Below are 22155 nucleotides of genomic sequence, written 5' to 3' on the forward strand. Positions count from 1 at the left end.
GAGCGAGTTGGCGAGTCAGCCGCGCCGGTCATCGACCAAAGACTTCGACGTGCTTGTCGACCACGGTGTCCCAGCTGAAGTTCTTGGCGACGTGAGCTGAACCCTCGGCGGCAAGGCGTGCCAATTCTGCGGGATCATCCAACGTCCACTTCAACTTCGCAGTCAGATCCTGGACATCACCCATACCGAAGTACGTGCCGTATTCGGCTATTCCATAGTGGTTTTGCGGAATGTCACTGCACACGATGGGCGCTCCGACGTAGGCGGCCTCCAGGATCACCGGCGACAAGCCCTCGATGGCAGACGGTTGCACGTACGCGTACGAGTTGTGCATGAGGGCGTGTACCTCTGGGCCGTAGAGGAATCCGGCGAAGACGACTCGTGGATCTTCCGTAGCCTTCAACTGGTCTTCGTAGGACGACCCGTTCGGCGAACCACCAACGAGCACCAACTTCTTCTCGGTCTCGAGCGCTTCGAAGGCGGGCAAGAGCCAGTGCAGTCCCTTGTCGGGGATGAAACGTCCGACGAAGAGGTAGTAATCACCGGCCTCGAGACCTAGTCGTTGGAGCACTCTTTCGGCGTCTTCGTCGTACTTGACGTCAGCGCCGAACGGAATGAAGTCGTACTTCTTCTTGAAACGAGTCTCGAAAGCTTCCCGCGCGTAGATGTTGTCGAAGATCACCGCGTTGTGGACTCGGGCCGTCAGCAACGACGACATCCACAGGAAGACCTTGGCGTACCAGGACCACTTGTCGCGCTTCCAATCCAAGCCGTCCTGACTCAGGAACGTCTTCTTCCCGAACAGTCGCAACACCGCACCGAAGACGCTGTTGCCACCGTTCTGGATGTGAACGACGTCGGCTCGGTTGTGCCTGATGATGTCGTAGGTGACCTTCGCGGAGTGCAGGATCGTGTCGAAGCCGCTGCGTTGCGTGGTACGGAACGAGATCACGTCCACACCCTGGGGGTCGGTCGGGACGTCGGCTTCCATACCGGGATAGAGGCGGTTGTAGGCGACCACCTTGTGCCCGCGGGCGGCAAGACGGGGCAGTAGTTCCATCGCGAACTTGTCAGCTCCCGCGCTACCCGCGCGGGGCGGGTAGCTGCGAAAGCCGAAGGCCGCGATGCGTAGCGGATGCATCAACTCACCTTGAGCCGCTGCTGGAATGCCGGCGCGAAGTGCTCGGCGTAATCGGCGTAGTAATCGGTGACGTAGTCCTCGAGGGCGATACGCCAATCGCGCATCTGATTCAGCCCGCGCAGGTTGAGCTTGTTGTTGACCAGACGTTCGCACGGCGGCCTCGGCGCGAAGTAATCCTTGGCGAAGAAGTCCGACCCGACGGCCCTGATCTCGACGTGGTTCTCGAGACCGAGAATGCTGACGAGCTCTTGAGCGACCTCCAAACGTCCCGTCTCACCACCGCACACCATGTTGTACAGGCCGTAGAACTCGGTACCGATCAAGGTCTCCAGATTGCGGGCGAAATCGACTGTGTAAGTGGGTGTCCCGAGCTTGTCGTCGACCACGTTGAGAACCGTGACGCCGGCAGCGAGCTGGTCCATGATCTTCGAGACGAACTTCTTGTCCTTGCCGGGGCCGCCACCCATCATCCAGCCCGCACGGCAGATGAAGTGCTTGTCCACCCGACGCTGGACCAGGATCTCGCCAAGGTGCTTGCTGCGGGCGTAGACGCCGAGTGGTGCCGGCGTATCCCAATCGTCGTACAGCTGCTTTTCGCCGTCGAAGATGCCTGCCGTCGAGATGTACACGAGCGGGATGCCGTGAGCGTTTGCCAACGTCGCAGCATGTTCCACCGAGAGCGTGTTGGTCCGGTACGCGTCGTCTGGATTCTGTTCGCAATACTCGAGACTGGTGTGAGCGCCCAAGTGGAACAGCGCGTCCGGACGGAAGGCCTCTACTGACCTCTTGTATGCGTCGAAGTCCCGAAAGTCACACATGTCGAGCCACGGCACATTCAGATCGATGTCCGTGCACTTGAGCTCGTGGCGCTCCGAGAGAACGCGATGCATCGCCTCTCCGAGCATTCCGCCACTGCCGGCAACATAGATTCTCATTTGTTCCTCTCTTGACTGAGCAATCGCGTTGATGACGTCTTGACACCAAGGCTCGAATAAAGGGCGAGCGTTGCGTTCGCATAGCCCGCTGGGTTGAAGCGTTGTTCGACGAGCGCCCGGGCCGTCCGCCCCGCCTGAGCGACGCGGGAGTCGGGCATCGTCTGGACCGTGCTCAGCACCTGCGCCAAGCCCGCAATGTCCGTGCTGTCGAAGGTCCAGCCGTTTTCGGCCTCGTCGATGGTTTCGGCGATGCCACCGATACGGGCACCGATCACCGGCTTTCCGAGAGCGAAGCTCTCGAGCACGCTCAGGGGCGCGTTCTCATACCACTCCGACGGCAGCACCACAGCACGCGCTCCGCGCACCAGGTCATGCAGGGCCGAACCGGTTTGAAAGCCGAGAAACTCCGTGTCGCCGCGCAATTCGACCTGCAGAGACTTCAAGTCGGCTTCCATCGGTCCCGAGCCGGCGATCTTCAGTTTCACGCCGGCCAGCTTGGCCGCCCGCATCAGCGTGGCGATGCCCTTCTCCGGGGCCAGGCGACCGAAGTAGAGGAAGTAGTCGCCGGGCTCGAATTTGGGCGTGAACCGTGGCGCGTCGACGTAATTCGGGATGTGCACGAATTGTTCACGTGGCCAACCCCATTCGACGAACTTGTCCAGATAGAACCGACTCGGCACCACAACCTTCGTCAGGTGCTTGCGGTAGGTCTTCATCGAACGTTGCAAGCCGCTCTCCGTCGCCACGATCACGCTGGCCGTCAGCGAATCTCGGACGCAACGATTGCGAATCACGTTGAGCACAGAGCCGTCCTTGCAACGCTCGCAGACCCCGGTTCGGTTCAGCATCTTGTAGTTCGGGCACGCGATCTTGAGGTCGTGCGCCGTCATGACGACCGGGATTCCTGCCTCGCTCAGCACCGGCAGGATCGACGGGGAGTGGTGGTGATAGATGCCGTGCAAATGCGCCACGTCGGGTTGGAAATCGTGCAGCAGTGTTCGCAGTTTTCGCTGCGCCTCAAAGGAATACACCGACTTCGCGGCCATCGAGATCTTTTGCGGCAGCGAGTAGGCACCGCCGAATTCGAGTTCGTCGATGAAGTAGCGACTCCACGGAGTCGGAAGATTTTCTGGGTGGTGCATCGAGAAGAAGCCGTTGCGCCAACCAAGGTCTTCCATGAGCGCGGCATGATCCAGGTAGACCCCGTCGCCTCCACCGCGGCGATAGTGGTAATTGTTGATGCTGAGTAACGAGGGCATGTGCCGTCACCCACCATTTCCGCGACGGGTGGCGTCGGTGACCAGGTTCGACGTGAGGGCGGGATCCACTGCAGCCACGGCGATCTCGGCCTCCGGCTCTGGCTCCCTGTCCCGGAATCGCAGCACCAGTGCTCGCAGAGGGAGACTTGGCAGATAGTCGAGCTTCGCTCCGAGGGTGATGTAGACGACGCAGAACACCACCGTCGAGGCCAGGAACGGTCCGACTGCCTCACCGCGAGTTTCGGGTGCCGCCCACAGGTTGATCGGTAGCGACAGCGCAGTTGCGAATATCGCTAGTCCGAACGGTCCGGCGACGGCGCTGACGAAGGTCTTGAGCGAGATGCCGACCCTCGACTGCAGAAACCACACTCCGAGCAAATTGCCCAGCGGAATCCAGCAGGCGTAAGCGGCGACGAGGCCGTTGAATCCGAACGCGACCGCGCAGGGAACAGCCAAAGCGACGGAGACGGCGGCAAATACCGCACCCTCAATCCCGGCGAGGTCTGGCCGTCCGATGGCGTACATCGTTGCCGCACATACCCCGGTTGCCACGTTCACGGCGATGCCGAATGAGAGTGCGCTGGCGACGATTATCGCCGACTGGTGGCCAGCGCCGAGCCATAACGGCACCGCGGATACCGCAGTCGCACCGAGTAAGAAGGGCAGGAATATCGCGACGGCCGCGTTTCGCCGCGTGAGCCGCGCGAATTGCTCCCGGATGCCATCCATTCCCGCCGTGGCATACGCCCGGGTCAGATGCGTGTTGATGGCGACGGAGACCGCGCCGCCAAAGGCTTGGACACCCTGCACCAGACGGATTCCAAGTTCATAGGCACCAGCTGCGGCGGGCCCGATCAAGATGCCCGCGATCAGCTTGCCGGACTGGAACAGCACGACGTCGGAGGCTCCGGCAACCTGGCTGTGCACACCGAAGATCACGACTTCCTTGGTCAGACCAATCCGTGGCCTGCCGATGGTGATTCGGCCTTCGTCGAGGTAGATCCCGATGAGGACTGCACAAAGCCCAACGACGGCCCCACCGGCGGTGCCGACCGCAAAGCCGCGCAAGGTGCCCTCGACTGCCAGCCCCGTGACCCCGCCGGTCATCTGCAAGACACCCAAGAGGGCCAGCCCGATGTTCGGCGGGAGCTGGCGACCTCGGCCAAACGATGCTGCGGCCAGTACTCGAGCCACCAGACCGCACGTGAGGATGCACACCGAGCACAGCAACAAGAAGCGGGTGAGTGCCACATCGCCTGTGTGCAGGACGGCTTGGGCAAGTTCCGCTCCGAAGAAGGCGATCGTTCCCAGTACCGCGCCGAGCCCGAGCGCGAGGCTCACGCAAACTCCGACGACAGCACGGTCGTTCTCGGTTTCTCCGCGGGCGTGGAACAACGCCACGAATCGCTGCGCCGCTCGCGCCGCACCCATGTCCAGGAGAGCGGCGTACTGCGCCATCGCGCCGGTCAGCGCCCAGATGCCGAAGTCGTGTAGTCCGAGTCGACTGACGACGTACGGGGTCGCGAGCAGGTTGAGGCCGTAGCTGGCGAGCAGCGGCAAGATCTGCGACGTCGCGCCGACGCTGAGCGATTGGACCCTTCCTGATTTGGTCCGCACACCCGAATTGGTGGACGCCGAGGAGCCGGCCGCATCCGTCATCATCGGCGTCTCGCCTCGCCTGCGAGGCGGCCTTGTGTAGCTATTGCTAAATGATTCACTAAATCTCTGCCGCCGTGTTGAAGTCGTCGACCATGTGGTCGGTGGCCGATGTGGTCTTGGCGCGGTCGAGCCGAAGCGCGCGCCGACGCGCTGAACGTTCCCACTTCCCCACCACCTCCCCCGTCGGCCGACTCCGCGCAACGCGATCACGCTCGCTCGGGTCAGCCGTCACATAGTATGCGCGAGTTTGCCAAAATCGGCAACTGTTGTCGTGTGATGTCAGATTTAAGCGGTTTGTACTGGTCTTATGCTGGACTTTTGATGCTTCGCCCGACCAAATCAATGTGTACTAGATCTGCATTGCGATGCACATTTTTGCCAGCGGATTTTGCTCTGGATGCCAGGAACGGACCGGGTCGAACAACGGGCTCGTCACCCGATCGGGCGACACCCCGACGCGGGACCCACACCTCAGCGCGGCACGCACGGCGGACTGGCTACCCTCGACCGATATGTTGTCCGGAAGCCCATGAAGTAGCCCGACGAATGTTTGGCAAACGTATTTTTTTTCCGCTGGAGTTGATATCCGGGGGCTTTACAGGTCACACTCATACCCATGCGCGGCATCATTCTGGCCGGGGGGACCGGCTCTCGATTGCACCCAATAACCGTTGGCACCAGCAAACAGCTGCTGCCTGTCTACGACAAGCCGATGATCTACTACCCGTTGTCGACCCTGATGCTCGCCGGAATTCGCGACGTCATGGTCATCACGACTCCGTCCGATGCGACGGCTTTCCGGCGACTGCTGGGCGGCGGGTCCCAATTCGGAATCTCGATCACCTACGCCGTCCAGTCGGTGCCAGATGGCCTGGCGCGAGCCTTCACCATCGGGCGAGAACACATTGGGACCGAGAACGTCGCACTAGCGTTGGGCGACAACATTTTTCATGGTGCGGGGTTGGGAACGCAGCTCGGCCGATTCAGTAAGTTCAGCGGCGGAACGATCTTTGCCTACCGGGTCGCAGACCCGACGGCGTATGGCGTCGTCGAGTTCGACGAAAATCGCCGTGCCGTGTCACTCGAAGAGAAGCCCAAGCGGCCGAAGTCGCAGTATGCGGTTCCGGGCCTGTACTTCTACGACAACAACGTGGTCGACATCGCCGCGGACATCAAACCGTCCGATCGCGGTGAATACGAGATCACCGACGTGAACCGGGCATACCTGGACGCAGGAAAGTTGTCGGTCGAGGTCTTGCCGCGTGGGACTGCCTGGCTGGACACCGGGACCTTCGACTCCCTGCTCGACGCCGGCGCGTACGTCCGGACCATCGAGCAACGACAGGGTTTGAAGGTGGGAGTGCCGGAGGAATCGGCATGGCGACGCGGTTTCATCACCGATGACGAACTGCGGGAGCGTGGCGAGTTGCTATACAAGTCGGGGTATGGGGCCTACCTACTCAGCCTTCTCGACGAAATCGAAGAGCACTGATGCGCAAGCCTTTCCGGGGCGCCCAACTGGCGACTCCATCCGGAAGCACGCGATGATGCGGTTGTTGGTGACCGGTGGTGCGGGTTTCATCGGGTCGAACTTCGTGCACCACGTCGTGGAACACACCGACCATCACGTGACAGTGCTGGACAAACTCACCTACGCCGGCAACCTCGCCTCACTGGACGGTCTGCCCCCCGACCGCGTGACATTCATCCGAGGTGACATCACCGACGCACCCCTGGTCGACGAGCTGGTCGCCTCCGTCGACGCGGTCGTCCACTACGCCGCCGAGTCGCACAACGACAACTCGCTGCACGATCCAAACCCCTTTGTGCAGACCAACATCGTGGGCACGTTCACGTTGTTGGAGACGGTGCGCAAGCACGACACCCGGCTCCACCACATTTCCACCGACGAGGTCTACGGCGACCTCGAGCTCGACGATCCAGCCAGGTTCACCGAAGACACTCCCTACAATCCCTCGTCGCCTTACTCCTCGACGAAGGCCGGTAGTGATCTGTTGGTGCGGGCGTGGGTGCGGTCCTTCGGTGTCGCCGCGACGATCTCCAACTGCTCCAACAACTACGGCCCCTTTCAGCACGTCGAAAAGTTCATCCCCCGCCAGATCACCAATGTCCTTCAGGGAGTTCGGCCCAAGCTCTACGGCGAAGGACGCAACGTCCGCGACTGGATCCACGCCGACGACCACTCCTCAGCGGTGCTGACCATCCTGGAGCAAGGCCGCATCGGCGAGACCTACCTCATCGGCGCCGACGGCGAACAGGACAACAAAACCGTCGTCGAACTGATCCTGCAGCTCATGGGTGAACCCGCCGACGCCTACGACCACGTCACCGACCGACCCGGCCACGACCTGCGCTACGCCATCGACTCGACCAAACTTCGCACCGAACTCGGCTGGCAGCCCCGCTACGGCGACTTCGCCCGCGGCCTGGCCGCCACCGTCGACTGGTACCGCGACCACCACGACTGGTGGGCCCCCACCAAGGACACCACCGAAGCGTTCTACGCCGAACTCGGCCAATGACGGAGACCAGGACCAGGAAGACATCGCCGTGACCGAGTACGGAAAACCGTTGCACGCCAACCCCACCGCCATCCCCGGACTGACGATCTGGGACCTACCCGTCCACGGCGACAACCGCGGCTGGTTCAAGGAAAACTGGCAACGCGACAAGATGATCGCCGCCGGGCTCCCCGACTTCGCACCCGTACAAAACAACATCTCGTTCAACGACACGGCCGGCACCACCCGCGGCATCCACGCCGAACCCTGGGACAAATGGATCTCCGTAGCCTCCGGCCGCATCTTCGGCGCCTGGGTCGACCTGCGCGACGGCCCCACCTTCGGCGCCGTCGCCACCGCCGAACTCGACCCGTCACGAGCGGTGTTCGTGCCCCGCGGCGTCGGCAACGCCTTCCAAACCTTGGAACCCCACACCGCGTACGCCTACCTGGTCAACGACCACTACTCCCCCGACGCGTCCTACACCTTTCTCAACCTCGCCGACGACACCGTGGCCATCGAGTGGCCCATCCCGCTGGAGGATGCGGAGTTGTCCGACAAGGACCGCAACCACCCGCGGCTGGCCGACGTCACCCCCATCCCGCCACGCACCACCCTGATCCTCGGCGCCGGCGGACAACTCGGCACCGCGCTGCGCGACGCCTACGCCGACCAACCGGGCGTCGAATTCGCCGACCGCACCCAGATCGACCTGTGCTCCCCCGATCTGGAGACCGCCCGCCGCTGGCAGGACTACGACACCATCGTCAACGCCGCCGCGTTCACCGCCGTCGACACCGCCGAAACACCCGAGGGCCGCACCGCGGCCTGGACCACCAACGTCACCGCAGTGGCCGCCCTCGCGCGGATCGCCACCACCCACGGCATCACGCTGGTCCACGTCTCCAGCGACTACGTCTTCGACGGCACCACGCCACGCCCGTATCGCGAAGACGACCCGGTGTCCCCGCTCGGGGTCTACGGACAGACCAAAGCCGCCGGCGACCTCATCGTCGCCACCGTGGGACGGCACTACATCCTGCGCACCTCGTGGGTCATCGGCGACGGCACCAACTTCGTGAAGACCATGGCATCGCTGGCTGGACGAGGGGTCGACCCGTCGGTAGTCGACGACCAATACGGACGCCTCACCTTCACCACCGACCTCGCCCGCGCCATCGGCCACCTCCTCGACGAACGACCGCCCTACGGCACCTACAACGTGACCGGAACCGGACCCGTCATGTCCTGGGCCGACGTCGCCACCCGCGTATTCACCCTCACCGGCCACGACCCCACCCGAGTCACCAAGGTCAGCACCGCGCAGTACTTTGCCAACGCCACCCACCCCGTCGCACCACGACCCACCAACAGCACCCTCGACCTGACCAAAATCCAATCCGTCGGCTTCACACCCGACGACGTGGACGTGACGCTGACCGCCTATGTGAAAGCAGGACTGGTTTAGCCGGCCGTCGAGTCACCCGCCACTCCGTGGTCCGGTCGGTTCACGGTCGATCACCTCCAGCACCCATTGGTCACTGTGAGTTTGCCAGAATTGCTGGACAGCGTTAAGTTTGAGATCCATACTCTAAGTACGAATCAAGGAAGTCGGGACGATCACGCACACCGCTGGCAACGATTATTGAGGCATATAAATGACTGTCGGGGTGCAGAAACAGATACTCATGGCGACTACGGCACATCCGTGCGTGCTTCGTCGTTCTCAGATTAGTTCCACGCTTCCGAAGCCTGCCGATCAAGCATCGCGTGTGTCAGAGTTTGCGGAAACAACGAATGACGAGCATCGACGAGGCCTAGGGTGACCGACTTCAAAGAGACCGACTTGAGCAGCGCTCGGGAGTCTGTCCTGATCGGCGGCCTGCCGTTCGAGGTCACGGACCTTCACACAGCGGTCCGCGACGTGGTCACGATCGCAGCGGGGTCGTCGGACCGGGGTCTCGTGGTGCGTCTGTTCAGCGCATACTCCGTGGCGCGGGCCAGTCAAGATCACGAGTACCGCGAACTCGTGTCAAGACCAGGCATCAGCCTTCCCGACGGAGCACCGTTGGCATGGGCGATGCGCCTCCGAGCCCGCTCTCCTCGGAAGGGTGCTCGGGTACGGGCGCCGTCGTTCTTCGTCGAGGTTCTCGATCACGGACGCGACGACGATCTACGCCATTTCATGATCGGCCCTAGCGACGGCGCGCTGACCAAGGTCGTCGGTGACGCCACGATTCGCTACCCGGGCGTCACCATCGCGGGCGCCTACGCACCACCACTCGGCGCCGCGAGGAACGTCGTGAACCACGACTGCATCGAGCGCATCGCCGAGGCGAAAGCCGACATCGTCTGGGTTGGCCTGGATTCCCCGGAGCGGGAAGTCGCCGTCGCAGCGCTCGCGGAACGCTTACCCGGCGTCTACATCGACGTCGGTGTCGATCTCCACTCCGTCGCCAGATCAGTGCGTCCAACGCCGACGTGGATCGAAGACTCCGGCCTCTCCTGGGCGTACCGATTGTTGTTCACCGGCAGCCCAATTCGGCGACAGCACCTTCTTGGCAACGCCCGGTTGATCCTGGCAATCATCCGCGGGAAGTGACGCCAGGCGGCACGTCGACCGTGGCCGCGTGTTGCACGGGTTCCGAGCGCTGCCCACCGCGGTGGGCAGCGGGGCTCAGTTGGTCATGCAATTGCGCTGAGACGGCGCATCGTCTCGTCGATGACACCGTGGGTGGCGAGCCATTCCAGCCTCTTGAGTCGCGTGAAGGTTTCGTCGAAGTCGTTGCCGTTCAAACCGTTTGCCAGGTACGCCTCGTACAGTTCGGCAGCACCGTCGGCCACCGACCACGTCGCCTCGAAGTCCAGCTCGTCCCGCGCGCGGCCGAAGTCCACCCGGTAGGAACGCGGGTCGGACCCGGTATCCCCAGCGATCAGCAAGGTCGAGCCGGGCACCGTGTCAACGACGGTCTGGGCGATTTCGGCCACGGTGACGTTGTTGGCCTCGGCACCCACGTTGTACGCGCGGCAGCTGACGATCTCGGCAGGCGCGGTCAGGCACGTTTCAAAGGCCCGCGCGACGTCCTGTGCGTGCACGAGTGAACGCCACGGCGTGCCGTCGGACACCACTCGCACCACTCCAGTGAGGACGGCCTGACCGACCAGGTTGTTCAACACGGTGTCGGCCCGCAATCGAGGTGAGAAGCCGAAAGCCGTTGCGATGCGTAGGAACACGGGCACGAAGTCGGCGTCGGCGAGGGCGCCGACGTCGGCCTCGACGCGCACCTTGCTGATCGCGTATGGCGTGATGGGATGCAGCTCGGCGTCCTCGAACATCAAATCGGTTCCCGCCGCGCCGTACATCGAGCAGGTTGACGCGAAGAGGAATCTGCCGACGCCCGCCTCCTTGGCCAGCAGTGCAAGACGAACCGCCGCGTGGTAATTGACGTCGTAGGTGATGTCGGGCGCCAACGCACCGAGCGGGTCGTCGGACAACGCCGCAAGGTGGACGACAGCGTCGAAACCACGCAGCTGATCGACGGTGACGTCCCTCAGGTCGACTGTGAGACAGGGCGGTTCGGTCGGTGCAACGCCAAGAATGCAGTCGGCGAAGTAGCCGTTGTCCAAGCCGACCACGTCGTGGCCTGCGACTTGGAACAGCGGCACCATGACCGTGCCGAGGTAGCCCTGGTGACCGGTGACCAACACCTTCATCGACGGGGACACCTTCCGAACCTAAGTCTCACCTTCCGCATGACGAGCGCCCCCACGTATCACGGCAGATGAAGGGAAACGTTTGCTGCAATAGATTCAGCGCATCGAGGTTTGGGGTCGGTTCACCGAGGGATGACGGGATGCCGCCGACGGCGCGGACCACGCAATCCGGTTGACCGGCAATGCTCTGCAACGTGTGGGACAACGGACAGCTCCATACCGAAAGTACGATTTGGGATGGAGCGTAACACGGTTGGCTAATCCGCGAGCAATTGCTGAAATTGCACCGCGATACGTAAGTGTGAGATCGGGAGACTAGCCCTCGAGCTTGTAGCCCAGCCCGCGCACCGTCACCAGGTGAACCGGGTTGGCCGGGTCTCCCTCGATCTTCGACCGGAGCCGTTTGACGTGCACGTCGAGGGTCTTGGTGTCGCCGACGTAGTCCGCGCCCCACACCCGGTCAATCAACTGGCCACGGGTGAGCACCCGGCCGCTGTTGCGGATCAGGTACTCCAGCAGATCGAACTCCTTGAGCGGCAAGGTGATCGACGTGCCGTTGACGGAGACGACGTGCCGCTCTACGTCCATCCGGACCGGTCCAGCCTCGAGCACGCCGTCGCCGATCCCCGAATCGTCGTTGTCGACGCCTCGGCGCAGGACCGCACGGATGCGGGCGATCAGCTCTCGCGCGGAGTACGGCTTGGTGACGTAGTCGTCGGCACCCAGCTCCAGCCCGACGACCTTGTCGATCTCGCTGTCCCTGGCCGTCACCATGATGACCGGCACGCTAGACCGCGAGCGCAGTTGTTTGCACACGTCGGTCCCACTCATGCCGGGGAGCATCAAGTCCAGCAGGACGATGTCGGCGCCCGACCGCTCGAACTCGGCGAGCGCAGAGGGCCCGTCGCTGACGACGGTGGCCTCGAAGCCCTCCTTGCGGAGCAGGAACGCCAGCGGATCCGCCAGCGACTCTTCATCTTCCACGATCAACACACTCGTCATAGCTGCGTCTGGTCCTCTCGTTCATCCGACTCGTCGTCGGTTTCGGGATGGGCCGGGATCGACAGGGTGAACGTCGAGCCGGTACCGGGCTGACTCCACAGCCGGATGGATCCGTTGTGATTGGCCGCCACGTGCTTGACGATGGCCAATCCGAGCCCCGTGCCACCGGTGGCCCGGGACCGCGCCGTGTCGACGCGGAAGAACCGTTCGAAGACCCGCTCCTGGTCGTCGCGCGCGATGCCGATGCCGCGGTCGGTGACCGCGATCTCGATGTTGTCACCGCGACTGCGCCGGCTGATCGACACCGGAGAACCCTTGGGCGAGTATGCAATTGCGTTGGACACCAGGTTGGCGATCGCGGTCACCAGCAGACCCTGATCGCCGCGGACACTGAAGCCGGTCGGGGCGTCGGTCGTGATCGCGATGTCGGCATTGTCGGCCGCCACCTTGTACCTCGACAACGCCTCACTGACGACTGAGTCGACGTCGACGGCCTCCAGATCCGGAAGCGGTGCGGCCCCCTGCAACCTGGACAGCTCGATGAGTTCACCGACCATGTTGGCCAGCCTGTTGGACTCGGTGATCATCATGTCGGCGAACCGGCGGACCGTCGCCGGGTCGTCGGTGGACGCCTGAAGCGCCTCGGCCAGCACGCCCATAGCTCCGACCGGGGTCTTGAGCTCGTGGCTGACGTTGGCCACGAAGTCCCGTCGGGTGGCCTCCATCCTGGCGAACTCCGACTGGTCGTCGACGAAGACCACCGCGAAACGTCGGTCATCCTCACTGAGGAGGCGTACGTGCCCGCCGACGGACAACCCGGAACGACCGGGGATTGGGCGTCGCACCGGGGCCAGGTCGAAGTCGACGTCGTGACCGGTGGCCAGCGTGCGCTGCGCGGCCGCCCAGGCCCTGTCGTCGAGCAGTCGGTCGCGCACCAGGCCGAGCTCGCGTGCCTTGTCGTTCATGAAGACGACGTCACGGTAGTTGTCGACGACCACGGTTCCCACCGGCGACAGCGACACGATCCGCTGCAGCATCTGGGAGACGGTGATGCCGTCCTGGTCCGTCGACCGTCGCTTTCGGCGTTCGGCGATCCGAGGCGCCAGCGACAATCCGAGCGCCACGCCAAGTCCCAACGCGACAAGGGACACGACTGCCGTCAACAGCAGCGCCGCTACCCCACTCACGCGAAAATCGTACGCACTGGGTGAACGTCATCCCAGCAGCGTGCGGCCAAATCGGGACAAGTCACAAAGACAAACACAGGAGTTCGGGCTCCGTTCACCGGAGTTCACCCATTGTTCGCCCCGCCTGCCCCCGTCGACTACTTGGCGCCCTGGGCGGCGACGGCGGCAGCACCTGCCGCGGCGGCACCGGGATCCAAATATCTGCCGCCGGGCACGGTCGGCTTGAGCGACTCGTCGAGCTCGTACACCAGCGGGATCCCCGTAGGGATGTTCAAGCCGACCACGTCGGCGTCGGACATACCGTCGAGGTACTTCACCAGCGCGCGCAACGAGTTGCCGTGCGCGGCGACCAGCACGGTCTTGCCTGCCAGCAGGTCGGGCGCGATCGTGTCCGTGAAGTAGGGCACGAAGCGGGCAACGACGTCGGCGAGGCACTCCGTCAGCGGGCCGCCGCCGATGCCTGCGTAGCGCGGGTCGGCGTCCTGGCTGTACTTGCTGCCCTTCTCGATGGGCGGCGGCGGCGTGTCGTAGCTGCGACGCCACGCCATGAACTGCTCTTCGCCGTACTTGGCCTTCGTCTCGGCCTTGTCGAGGCCCTGCAGCGCGCCGTAATGGCGTTCGTTGAGCCGCCAATCCCTGACCACGGGGATCCAGTGCCGGTCGGCGGCGTCGAGCGCGAGGTTGGCGGTGGTGATGGCGCGCCGCATGAGCGAGGTGTACAGCACGTCGGGCAGCACGCCCTCGGACTTCATCAGCTCGCCGCCCCTGACGGCCTCGGCGCGCCCCTTCTCGGTGAGGTCGACGTCAACCCAGCCGGTGAAGAGATTGAGCGCGTTCCATTCGCTTTCGCCGTGACGCAGTAGCACCAGTGTCGCCATGGCGACGATGCTATCCCGCCGCGATCGAGGACGCGGCGTTCGCGACGGTTAGGCCCCGACTCGGTGGCCGACGCTCAGTCGTCGTCGCCGTCGTCGATCAGGTGCTCGAAGGCCTTCAGGTTCTTCAGCGACTCCCCACGCTTGACCCGCCACTCCCACTCCTTCTGGATCGACGAGTGAAAGCCCAACTCCAGCAACATGTTGAAGTCGGCCTCGACGGCTTGGACCACCTGGCCGAGGATGCCGTCGATCACGTCGGGGCTCACCGACTCCAGCGCAATCCGGCCGATCAGGTAGATGTCACCGAGGTTGTCGAGGGTGTATGCGAGGCCGAACAATCGGCGGTTGCGCCGCAACAGATAGCGGTAGACCTTCTCGAAGTCCTCGTCGGGCTTGCGACAGATGAACGCCTCGACGCGGACGGTATGGTCGCCGACCGTGAAGATCGTGTTGGTGACCAACCGCCGCTCACCGGGAACCGCGACGACCACCCCGGACGGTGCGCCGTCCGAGCCCTCGTGGAAGGCGTATTCGAGGTCGGACTCCTTGAGGGTGGCTTCGATGACGTCGAGTGCCGGATTCACGGTGCCCGCGCTCATGATGCCCGGATTCCGCGGCGAATCGAGAACCGGCGACCGTTGCGCCGCGACGGCACCTCGGCGCGCTGGTGGCGGGCTTGATAGTCGGTGATCGCCCGGCCGTAGCTGGCCTGCAGCGCATCGACGGTGTGGGCCCACGAGAACGTCGCGGCGTGTTCGAGAGCGGCGGCACGCATCGTCTGCGGCCCGCGGTCGAACAACCCCCGCATGGCAGCTGCCCAGTCGTCGGGGTCGTGCCCGTCGACGAGGACGCCGGTGACACCGTCCCGCACGGCGACGGGTAGTCCGCCGACCGCGGCCGCCACCACCGGCGTCCCGCAGGCTTGGGCTTCCACGGCGACGAGACCAAAGGACTCGGCGTAGCTGGGCACCGCCATCATGTCGGCGGCCCGGTACAGGCCGACGAGCTGGTCGCGGGATTGGGGAGGGAGGAAGGTCACGCGTGTGGACATACCCAGGTCCTCGGCCAGCCGAACCAACGAGTCGGGATTGGCCAGTCCGCTGCCCGACGGCCCGCCGGCGATCACCACGCGGACGTCCGGCAGCTTGGCCGCCGCGCGCAGCAGGACGTCGGGCGCCTTGAGCGGCTGAATCCGACCGACGAAGGCGACCACCTTCTCGTCGGCCCCGAGGCCGAGTGCCCGCCGGGCCTGCATCCTGTCACCGGGCGTGAACGTCGCGAGGTCTACCCCGGGGTGCACGACGTCGATGCGGTCGGGGTCCGCCTGGTGTAGCGAAACCAGTTCGCGCGCTTCGTATTCGGTGTTGACGATGAGCCGGTCCGCCTCGTCGACGACCTGTTGCTCACCCACCGACCGCAGCGGCGGCTCGGGCTGGTCACCAATGGCAAGGGACGCGTTCTTCACCGCGGCCAGGGTGTGGGCGGTGTGCACCAACGGCACCGCCCATCTGTCCCGCGCCAGCCAGCCGACCTGACCCGACAGCCAGTAGTGGGAGTGCACGACGTCGTAGTAGCCGGGTTCGTGGGTCGCCTCGGCGCGCAGGACGCCTGCGGTGAACGCGCACAGCTGCGTCGGCAGGTCGTGTTTGTCGAGGCCCTCGAAGGGGCCCGCCACGACGTTGCGAACCAGCACACCAGGTGCCACCCGCACGACGGGCGCATCCGACGAGGTGGTCGCCCTGGTGAATATCTCGACGTCCACGCCGCGGCGCGCCAGTTCCAGCGCGCTTTGCAGCACGTAGACGTTCATGCCGCCCGCGTCACCCGTCCCCGGCTGGGCCAGAGGAGAGGTATGGACCGACAAAACGGCTACGCGCACAACTTCATACTTACACCGGGTCGCCGGACGGCGTCAGGCGGTCTTGTCGCGGGCCGCGCGCCGCATCGCGGCGATCGGATCGGCGTAGAGACCGCCGAGCGACACGACACCGGCGCCCGCTTCCTGAATCCGGTTGCCGAACGAGGTCAGACGGAGGTCGCGCGGCGCGAGGACCGAGCGCCTGGCGTAGGCGGCTTCGACCTCGGCCATGCCCTCCGGGTACTCCGTGAACGCCTGACCGCCGACGACGAGGTCGTCGGGGTTGAGCATGTCCCGCAGCAGCGCCACCGACTCACCGAGCACGCGCGCGCGTTCACCGAGCAGGTCGACGGCAGGCTGGTTGCCCTGTCGCGCCGCGCGCAACACCGCGCCGATGGTCGACGACGGGCCGTCGGCGGGCACGATCCGGAGCCGGCGCGCCGCGGTCAGCACCGCTTCGTCGCTCACGGTCGACTCCAATTGGCCACTGCCACCTAGCATTTCGGACTGCACGGGCAGGGCCGCTATCGTGCCGGGTCCGCTGGTCGGCGAGTGCACGCGGCCGCCGATCGACAGGGCGTAGCCGACGGTTTCCCTGGCGTAGACGTAGAGGCTGGTGACCGGAGCGATGTTGGCGGCAGCGTTGGACGCGGCGGAACCGTTCACTCGGCGCGCGCCGAGCAGCAGCTCCGCGCCCGCCATCGCGTCGACGTGGGAGGCCAGGGACACCGGCAACCCCAGGGTCTCGGCGAGAACGGGGCCCACCGGGGCGTCCGTCCAGCCGAGCCGGGCGTGGTCCACGTGGCCGCTGGCGCTGTCCACGACCCCACCTGCGGTCACGCCTACCCACAGTGGCCTGCGACGATGCCAGCGGCTCAGGTATCGGCTCGCGCTGCCGGCAAGTGCCGCCAGCGCCGAGTTCTGTGAACCCCGCGGCGTCGGCGTCTCCACCACGTCGAGGGTGCGGCCGAACAAATCGGTGGCCACGATGATCGAGGTGCGGGCACCGATGTGGATACCGAGGGTGAGGAACGGTTCGTGGTTGACCTCGACCGGCACCCGCGGTCGCCCGATGGCGCCGGAGACGGCCAAGTCGGCTCGCTCACGAAGGACGCCGGCGTCGAGCAGGGCTGTGACCTGGCGGTTCACCGTGGCAATACTCAGGCCGGTGGTCTGTGCGATGACGTCACGGGCGATGGGTCCGCGAAGTCTGGCCGCGCCGAAGACCGAGGCCGCCGCGGCTTCGGCGACGCGCAGCGAGGGGGCGACGATGTGATGCCTGGCCAACAGCGCCCGCTTGGTGCGGGGCGTCGCGATGACGGCGGGGGTCTTGCGAATGACAGTGGGAGTGCTCATGGGAGTCCTTGCGTGAGGTCGGCCGGTGGGTGATTGCCTCACCTGGCGACTCAGCAGGACGGATGTGTCCGGGTTCAGTCAGGCGCGGCGAAGCTGGCTGCGACAACAACAACACGCACGCGATGCGGCGACGTTGAAACCCTGACTGACGGACACGTTGCGAATTTAGCACGCCAACTAATGTTGGACGAATGACGTCACTCGAATCTCCTCAGCCCGTCGCGGTCGTCACGGGTGCCAGCTCCGGCATTGGCGAGGCCACGGCGAAAACACTTGCAGGACTTGGCTTCCACGTGGTGTGCGTAGCTCGCCGCCAGGACCGCGTCGAGGCCCTCGCAGCGGAGATCGCGGGCACCGCAATTGTGGCGGACGTCACTGACGACGCCGCGGTGCAGAAGTTGGCGGCCGGGCTCGACCGGGTCGACGTCCTGGTGAACAACGCCGGCGGCGCCAAGGGCGTGCAGTCGGTTGCCGACGCCGACCTCGACGACTGGCGCTGGATGTGGGAGACCAACGTGCTGGGCACCCTGCGCGTGACGAGGGCATTGCTGCCCAAGCTGGTCGCCTCCGGTGACGGGTTGATCGTCACCGTGACCTCCATCGCGGCGTTCGAGATCTACGACGGCGGCGCCGGCTACACCTCGGCCAAGCATGCGCAGGCCGCGCTTCATCAGACGCTGCGCGGCGAACTGCTGGGAAAACCGGTGCGGCTCACCGAGATTGCGCCGGGAATGGTCGAGACCGAGTTCTCCGTCGTGCGCTTCGGCGGCGACAAGGCCCGGGCGGACGCACTGTACGAGGGCCTGACCCCGCTGACCGCCGCGGACGTCGCCGAGGTGATCGGGTTCGCCGCGTCACGACCGTCGCACGTCAACCTGGACCAGATCGTCATCCGGCCGCGTGATCAAGCCACCGCGACGAGGAAGTTCACCCGCCCGGAGTAGCCGTCGTGGTCTCCGTGGTCTCCGTCGGGGTGACGGTCACGGCAGACGGCGGCGTCGTCGTCGGCGTACCCGACAGCGTCGGGGCGTCGGTGGGGGTCGCCGGGGCACTGCTGGGGACGTTGGACGGGGGCGTCGAGTCGTTGAGCGCCGACATCGACTTCCACTCGTCCCACCCGATGGCCCAGTCCCAGATGTCGCCATCGGCGTAGGACAGTTCGATCGACGTGCCGGTCACCTCGACCGGGTCGCCGTAGATGGCGGTGTTGAAGTACTGCTCGGCGTCCGAGGTGGACAAATTGATGCACCCGTTGGTGACGTTGGTGTTGCCCTGAGCTCCCGCGCTGGACGGGTTGGCGTGGATGAACTCGCCGTTGTTGGAGATCCGGACCGCCCACCGCTCGTGGGCGTTGGTGTAACCCGCCGCCGGGTTGGACATGTAGAAGTCTTCGTACTTCTCGGTGACGACGTGGATTCCGCTGCGGGTGACGTTGCGCGGCAGGTCGGCCTCGCCGTAGCTGCACGGCAGGGTCATGATCGTGCCGGCGTCGGTGATCACCTCGATCTGGTGCGACGACGCCTCGGCCTTGACGACCTGTCGACGGCCGATCTCGATGTCCAGGGTGGAGTCGGCGGCGCCGAATGCCCCGTCGCCGAACGGGATTCCGTAGGTGTTGGCGGCCACGTGCACCTTGGTGCCCGGCGGGTAGTAGTCCTTGGTGCGCCAGTGCAGTCGCGAGCCGCCGACCTCGTCGGGCAACCAGGCCCAGCTGCCCTCGACGGGCGGGGTGGTGGTGACGACCAGCGCCCGTTCGACGGCTGCCTTCGCATCGTCGCCGATGGAGGCGTCGAACTGCATGATGATGGGCGCCGCGACACCGACGACCTGGCCGTCGGCGAGCTGGAACTGACCGTTGACCTTGGTCTGCGGGTCGACGGTGGTGAAACTCCCCTTCAACGGGATCGCCTTGCCGTCGCGTCCGACCGCCGACCCGCCCCAGCTGTATGTGACGCCGTAGCCAAGTGGCTCGGTGGTCTTGAACGCGGTGCGGTCGGAGTTCAGCGCGCCGCGGACGACGCCGCCCTCGGCGTTGGTCAGCGTCACGCGCTGCAGCCAACCGTTGGTGACCTCGACGCCCACGGGGTCGGTCGGGGCCACGTTGGTGGCGTCCTTGGCGGGCTTGAAGGCCACCTCTGCCTTGGCGGGGGGCTCGGTGGAGGCCGGCGAACCGGTCGTGGTCCTACCGCTACACGCGGCGAGTACGCCGGAGGCGCCCACGGCGATGGCGGTCAGCGCTTGGCGCCGATTGAGGGTCACGTGTACACACGGTACCTAGAGTTCGCACCCAACCAGAATCGGTTCCGGTATGAGCTGTACCCCGAATGCCCGCAAGACGCCGCCCCGCACGTCTCTGGCCAGCGCCAACAGCTCTGCGGTGGTCGCGGTCCCCCGATTGGTCACAGCCAGCGCATGCTTGGTGGACAGGCGGGCGGACGCACCGTCACCGGGGTATCCCTTGCCGAATCCGGCGCGCTCCACCAGCCACCCCGCGGCCAGCTTGACCCCGTCCGGCGCCGGGTAGTTGGGCACCGGGCCGTCGACCTGCGCGCTCAGTCTGGCGAACTCGGCCGGTGACACGACGGGGTTGGTGAAGAACGAGCCGACGCTCCAGGTGTCGGCGTCCCCGTCGGCCAGCACCATGCCCTTGCTGGCCCGCAGGGCGAGTACCGCGTCGCGAACCTGGGTCGGCACCACCCGCGTGCCGGGTTCGACGCCGAGCACCTTCGCCAACTCGCCGTACCTCAGGGGCGCGCTGCGATTCTCGGCGTCGAGCGCGAACTCGACTTCCAGCACGACGGCGTCCGCCGAGTTCTTCAGGACGCTGGTGCGATAACCGAAGCGCAGCGCGTCGGGTTCCACCCACCGCACCTCGCCGCTGCGCCGGTCCAGCAACCGGACGCGGCGGATGACGTCGGACACCTCGACGCCGTAGGCGCCGACGTTCTGGACCGGGGTCGCGCCGGCCGAGCCGGGGATTCCCGACAGGCACTCCAGGCCGCCGAGCCCGTGGGCCAGCGACGTCACGACGACGTCGTCCCACGACGCGCCCGCCTCGGCGCGCACGACGTCGTCGTAGACGGTGATCTCGGTGTTGGCCAGCCGGACGACCGTCAGGTCGGCGAGGTCGTCGGCGATGACGACGTTGGAGCCCCCGCCAAGGATCAGGGTGCGTTCCCTCGGGTCACCGGCGGGGAGTTCGCGCAGGACGTCGACGACCTTGTCGGTGGTGTCGCACACCAGGACCCTGCTGGCAACGGGTCCGAGCCGCAGCGTGGTCATGGGCGCGACGGGAACGGACACCGCCACCTCGACGCCACCGATATCCGAACTGACCACGGGCGCTAACGGTAGCGTGGTCGGCTATGCCGCGTTCCTTCGACATGGCAGCCGACTATGACGGCACCGTCGAACAGATCCATCACGCCTTCGGTGACCAGAGGTATTGGCTCGAACGACTGGCCGAGTCGGGTGCCGACGAGGCGACGTTGGATTCGATCACCTCCGGCGTCGACGGCGGCGTCGACGTCGTCACCACCCAGACGATGCGCGCCGACCGCTTGCCCGGCGTCGTCGCGCAGTTTCACCGAGGCGACCTGAGCTTCGTACGCGAGGAAGTCTGGACCCCGGTTCGGGACGGCAGGGCCACCGCAACCGTCAAGGGGACGATCCCCGGCGCCCCGGCGACGCTGTCGGGAACGGCGGTGCTCTCCCCCACCGGCAGCGGGTCGCGGCTGGAGTTCACCGCGACCGTGGAGGTTCGCATCCCGCTCGTCGGCGGCAAGGTGGAGAGCTTCGTCGGCGGCCAGTTGGTGGGTCTGTTGACCGCCGAACAGAACTTCACCACGGCGTGGATCAAGGCCAACGCCTGACGTGCCCATCGGGCAGCCAACCAGGGGGACGACCGGGTACAACCGGTTGCGCCGCAGCGACCGCTGGCTAGTGCACGAGCCTCGGGTGCGGGCGGCGCTGCTCTCGACCGCCGAGCCCCTCGTCGTGGACTTGGGGTACGGCGCACTTCCGGTGACGACGTTGGAGTTGGCGGCGCGGCTGCGGACGGTCCGGCCCGACGTGCGGGTGGTCGGGCTGGAGATTCACCCCGACCGCGTCGTGCCATCGCAGCAGGGTGTCGACTTCGGGCTTGGAGGGTTCGAATTGGCCGGGCTGCAACCGGTTTTGGTGCGGGCGTTCAACGTGCTGCGCCAGTACCACGTCGACGAGGTGGCCGATGCGTGGTCGCAGATGCGGACGCGGTTGGCGCCCGGCGGGCTGATCCTCGACGGGACGTGCGACGAACTCGGAAGACGTTGCTGCTGGGTACTTCTCGACGCCTCCGGCCCGGTGAGCCTGACGCTGGCGTGCGATCCGTTTGCGATCGACGAGCCGTCGGATCTGGCCGAGCGCCTGCCCAAGGTGCTGATCCACCACAACGTGCCCGGCCAGCCGATCCACGCCCTTCTGACCGCGGCCGACCGGGCCTGGGCCGCGGCCGCGGGGCACGGGGTGTTCGGCCCACGGGTGCGCTGGCGGGCGATGGTGGAGTCGCTGGCCGCCGCCGGGTATCCCGTTGAGCCGCCACGGCGCCGCCTGCGCGACGGCGTACTGACCGTGCCGTGGCCGGCGGTCGCGCCCCTGTAGCGAGGC

20 protein-coding genes are annotated in these 22155 nt (G+C 65.5%); 7 read left to right on the forward strand and 13 right to left on the reverse strand.

Translation table 11 applies throughout. The features are described from left to right. Positions 1-28: 28 nt before the first annotated feature. From ASD37_RS09695 to ASD37_RS09710, 4 genes are read right to left on the reverse strand one after another with little or no spacing between them, the layout of a single operon-like run. A complete protein-coding gene (locus ASD37_RS09695) occupies positions 29-1141 on the reverse strand; it encodes a glycosyltransferase family 4 protein (protein WP_056550743.1) in 1113 nt (370 codons plus the stop codon). Continuing rightward, positions 1141-2076, reverse strand: a complete 936-nt coding sequence (locus tag ASD37_RS09700) for an NAD(P)-dependent oxidoreductase (protein ID WP_056550744.1) — start codon at positions 2074-2076, stop codon at positions 1141-1143. The genes ASD37_RS09695 and ASD37_RS09700 overlap by 1 nt, the downstream gene beginning before the upstream one ends. Beyond that, the gene (locus ASD37_RS09705; RefSeq protein ID WP_056550745.1) at positions 2073-3335 is read right to left on the reverse strand and encodes a glycosyltransferase; all 1263 of its coding nucleotides are present in this window, start codon (positions 3333-3335) and stop codon (positions 2073-2075) included. The genes ASD37_RS09700 and ASD37_RS09705 overlap by 4 nt, the downstream gene beginning before the upstream one ends. A gap of 6 nt (positions 3336-3341) precedes the next feature. Beyond that, the gene (locus ASD37_RS09710; RefSeq protein WP_156720821.1) at positions 3342-4997 is read right to left on the reverse strand and encodes a lipopolysaccharide biosynthesis protein; all 1656 of its coding nucleotides are present in this window, start codon (positions 4995-4997) and stop codon (positions 3342-3344) included. Between the two features lie 613 nt (positions 4998-5610). Between ASD37_RS09710 and rfbA the strand changes: the two genes are divergently transcribed. The 4 genes from rfbA (at position 5611) to ASD37_RS09730 (ending at position 10118) form a co-directional block, all read left to right on the forward strand. Further along, entirely contained in the window at positions 5611-6486 is an 876-nt protein-coding gene (gene rfbA, locus ASD37_RS09715; protein ID WP_056550747.1) for a glucose-1-phosphate thymidylyltransferase RfbA, read from the forward strand. A 55-nt stretch (positions 6487-6541) separates the two neighbouring features. Next, positions 6542-7537 carry a dTDP-glucose 4,6-dehydratase gene (gene rfbB, locus ASD37_RS09720; RefSeq protein WP_200959860.1) on the forward strand — a complete coding sequence of 332 codons (996 nt, stop codon included), beginning with the start codon at positions 6542-6544 and terminating at the stop codon, positions 7535-7537. Between the two features lie 28 nt (positions 7538-7565). Next, positions 7566-8984 (forward strand): bifunctional dTDP-4-dehydrorhamnose 3,5-epimerase family protein/NAD(P)-dependent oxidoreductase, encoded by a 1419-nt coding sequence (locus tag ASD37_RS09725; protein WP_082570053.1) that lies wholly within the window; start codon positions 7566-7568, stop codon positions 8982-8984. A 354-nt stretch (positions 8985-9338) separates the two neighbouring features. Beyond that, entirely contained in the window at positions 9339-10118 is a 780-nt protein-coding gene (locus ASD37_RS09730) for a WecB/TagA/CpsF family glycosyltransferase (RefSeq protein ID WP_056550749.1), read from the forward strand. Positions 10119-10201: 83 nt separating this feature from the next. Here ASD37_RS09730 and ASD37_RS09735 read toward each other — a convergent pair whose 3' ends face one another. From ASD37_RS09735 to ASD37_RS09765, 7 genes are all read right to left on the reverse strand, one after another. Then, positions 10202-11230 (reverse strand): NAD(P)-dependent oxidoreductase, encoded by a 1029-nt coding sequence (locus tag ASD37_RS09735; protein WP_056550750.1) that lies wholly within the window; start codon positions 11228-11230, stop codon positions 10202-10204. A gap of 315 nt (positions 11231-11545) precedes the next feature. Next, positions 11546-12232, reverse strand: coding sequence for a two-component sensory transduction protein RegX (gene regX / locus ASD37_RS09740; RefSeq protein ID WP_056550751.1), 687 nt, complete (start codon positions 12230-12232; stop codon positions 11546-11548). Further along, entirely contained in the window at positions 12229-13419 is a 1191-nt protein-coding gene (locus tag ASD37_RS09745) for a cell wall metabolism sensor histidine kinase WalK (protein WP_056550752.1), read from the reverse strand. Before ASD37_RS09745 ends, regX begins: the two co-directional genes overlap by 4 nt. Before the next feature lie 137 nt (positions 13420-13556). Beyond that, on the reverse strand, positions 13557-14297 hold the full coding sequence (locus tag ASD37_RS09750) for a phosphoglyceromutase (RefSeq protein ID WP_056550753.1): 741 nt from the start codon (positions 14295-14297) through the stop codon (positions 13557-13559). A gap of 74 nt (positions 14298-14371) precedes the next feature. Continuing rightward, the gene (locus ASD37_RS09755) at positions 14372-14896 is read right to left on the reverse strand and encodes a YbjN domain-containing protein (RefSeq protein ID WP_056550754.1); all 525 of its coding nucleotides are present in this window, start codon (positions 14894-14896) and stop codon (positions 14372-14374) included. After that, complete coding sequence (gene mshA, locus ASD37_RS09760) at positions 14893-16176, reverse strand: D-inositol-3-phosphate glycosyltransferase (protein ID WP_056550755.1); 1284 nt, start codon at positions 16174-16176, stop codon at positions 14893-14895. The genes ASD37_RS09755 and mshA overlap by 4 nt, the downstream gene beginning before the upstream one ends. A 33-nt stretch (positions 16177-16209) precedes the next feature. Further along, the gene (locus ASD37_RS09765) at positions 16210-17511 is read right to left on the reverse strand and encodes an ROK family protein (RefSeq protein ID WP_056550756.1); all 1302 of its coding nucleotides are present in this window, start codon (positions 17509-17511) and stop codon (positions 16210-16212) included. A gap of 191 nt (positions 17512-17702) precedes the next feature. On the opposite strand from ASD37_RS09765, the gene ASD37_RS09770 reads away from it, so the two are divergent. After that, positions 17703-18455, forward strand: coding sequence for an SDR family NAD(P)-dependent oxidoreductase (locus tag ASD37_RS09770; RefSeq protein WP_056550757.1), 753 nt, complete (start codon positions 17703-17705; stop codon positions 18453-18455). Here the strand turns inward: ASD37_RS09770 and ASD37_RS09775 are convergent. Both ASD37_RS09775 and ASD37_RS09780 read right to left on the reverse strand, forming a co-directional pair. Then, complete coding sequence (locus tag ASD37_RS09775) at positions 18439-19770, reverse strand: Ig-like domain-containing protein (RefSeq protein ID WP_056550758.1); 1332 nt, start codon at positions 19768-19770, stop codon at positions 18439-18441. The genes ASD37_RS09770 and ASD37_RS09775 overlap by 17 nt on opposite strands. A 15-nt stretch (positions 19771-19785) precedes the next feature. Then, complete coding sequence (locus tag ASD37_RS09780) at positions 19786-20793, reverse strand: UDP-N-acetylmuramate dehydrogenase (RefSeq protein ID WP_370072722.1); 1008 nt, start codon at positions 20791-20793, stop codon at positions 19786-19788. A gap of 83 nt (positions 20794-20876) precedes the next feature. Between ASD37_RS09780 and ASD37_RS09785 the strand changes: the two genes are divergently transcribed. Together ASD37_RS09785 and ASD37_RS09790 are read left to right on the forward strand one after the other, a co-directional pair. Continuing rightward, entirely contained in the window at positions 20877-21383 is a 507-nt protein-coding gene (locus tag ASD37_RS09785) for a DUF2505 domain-containing protein (RefSeq protein ID WP_056550760.1), read from the forward strand. Between the two features lie 7 nt (positions 21384-21390). After that, on the forward strand, positions 21391-22149 hold the full coding sequence (locus tag ASD37_RS09790; RefSeq protein ID WP_056551037.1) for a hypothetical protein: 759 nt from the start codon (positions 21391-21393) through the stop codon (positions 22147-22149). Positions 22150-22155: the final 6 nt, after the last annotated feature.

It is taken from the genome of Mycobacterium sp. Root135, from assembly GCF_001426545.1.
In the GTDB taxonomy this organism is placed as follows: domain Bacteria; phylum Actinomycetota; class Actinomycetes; order Mycobacteriales; family Mycobacteriaceae; genus Mycobacterium.

What these genes read in the sequence shown, in the direction of transcription:
- ASD37_RS09695 (WP_056550743.1), bottom strand. Translation starts at nt 1,141, where the DNA reads ATGCATCCGCTACGCATCGCGGCCTTCGGCTTTCGCAGCTACCCGCCC.
- ASD37_RS09700 (WP_056550744.1), bottom strand. Translation starts at nt 2,076, where the DNA reads ATGAGAATCTATGTTGCCGGCAGTGGCGGAATGCTCGGAGAGGCGATG.
- ASD37_RS09705 (WP_056550745.1), bottom strand. Translation starts at nt 3,335, where the DNA reads ATGCCCTCGTTACTCAGCATCAACAATTACCACTATCGCCGCGGTGGA.
- ASD37_RS09710 (WP_156720821.1), bottom strand. Translation starts at nt 4,997, where the DNA reads ATGATGACGGATGCGGCCGGCTCCTCGGCGTCCACCAATTCGGGTGTG.
- rfbA (WP_056550747.1), top strand. Translation starts at nt 5,611, where the DNA reads ATGCGCGGCATCATTCTGGCCGGGGGGACCGGCTCTCGATTGCACCCA.
- rfbB (WP_200959860.1), top strand. Translation starts at nt 6,542, where the DNA reads ATGCGGTTGTTGGTGACCGGTGGTGCGGGTTTCATCGGGTCGAACTTC.
- ASD37_RS09735 (WP_056550750.1), bottom strand. Translation starts at nt 11,230, where the DNA reads ATGAAGGTGTTGGTCACCGGTCACCAGGGCTACCTCGGCACGGTCATG.
- regX (WP_056550751.1), bottom strand. Translation starts at nt 12,232, where the DNA reads ATGACGAGTGTGTTGATCGTGGAAGATGAAGAGTCGCTGGCGGATCCG.
- ASD37_RS09750 (WP_056550753.1), bottom strand. Translation starts at nt 14,297, where the DNA reads ATGGCGACACTGGTGCTACTGCGTCACGGCGAAAGCGAATGGAACGCG.
- ASD37_RS09755 (WP_056550754.1), bottom strand. Translation starts at nt 14,896, where the DNA reads ATGAGCGCGGGCACCGTGAATCCGGCACTCGACGTCATCGAAGCCACC.
- ASD37_RS09765 (WP_056550756.1), bottom strand. Translation starts at nt 17,511, where the DNA reads ATGAGCACTCCCACTGTCATTCGCAAGACCCCCGCCGTCATCGCGACG.
- ASD37_RS09770 (WP_056550757.1), top strand. Translation starts at nt 17,703, where the DNA reads ATGACGTCACTCGAATCTCCTCAGCCCGTCGCGGTCGTCACGGGTGCC.
- ASD37_RS09780 (WP_370072722.1), bottom strand. Translation starts at nt 20,793, where the DNA reads ATGACCACGCTGCGGCTCGGACCCGTTGCCAGCAGGGTCCTGGTGTGC.
- ASD37_RS09785 (WP_056550760.1), top strand. Translation starts at nt 20,877, where the DNA reads ATGCCGCGTTCCTTCGACATGGCAGCCGACTATGACGGCACCGTCGAA.